The organism is Bacillus sp. H1a, from assembly GCF_000633475.1.
Taxonomy (GTDB): domain Bacteria; phylum Bacillota; class Bacilli; order Bacillales; family Bacillaceae_G; genus Bacillus_A; species Bacillus_A paramycoides.
Genome location: NZ_AYMH01000164.1, coordinates 1 through 422, shown reverse-complemented (window position 1 = coordinate 422; position 422 = coordinate 1). Strand labels below are relative to the sequence as shown.

Sequence of the window (422 nt, the reverse complement as noted above, 5' to 3'; positions counted from 1 at the left end):
TTGAAGTTCATTGTACGTTGAAAAGGCAGAGTCTCTTTGAAGACTTCGCCTTTGTTTATATAGGGCATGAATGGTTTCAATACCTTTTATCGTACGTGAAGCATGACGAAGATTTTGAAATCCTGCAGATTTGGCAAAACGTCTCTTTATATGCCTATGATCCTGTTCAATAAGATTGTTTAAATGTTTGATTGTACAATGGATTGTAGTTTGATAAAATTCTTGTTTTCTTAATTTGTTAAATGCGCAAAGTAATGCTGGCGCTTTGTCTGTAGTGAGAACCGTTGGTTCTCCAAAATGGTTTACTAATCTTTTCATGAAGGCATAGGCAGCCTGATGATCTCGTTTTTTACGAAGTTGAATGTCCAATGTGTGTCCATCTTTATCAATTGCACGATAGAGATAACGCCATTCTCCCTTAA

Annotated in this window: 1 protein-coding gene; it reads right to left on the bottom strand. The window is 36.3% G+C overall.

Annotated features, from left to right (window positions below):
• Positions 1–422 (bottom strand): IS6 family transposase (locus U860_RS0130960; protein ID WP_025151492.1); only part of this gene is annotated, 422 nt, incomplete at both ends.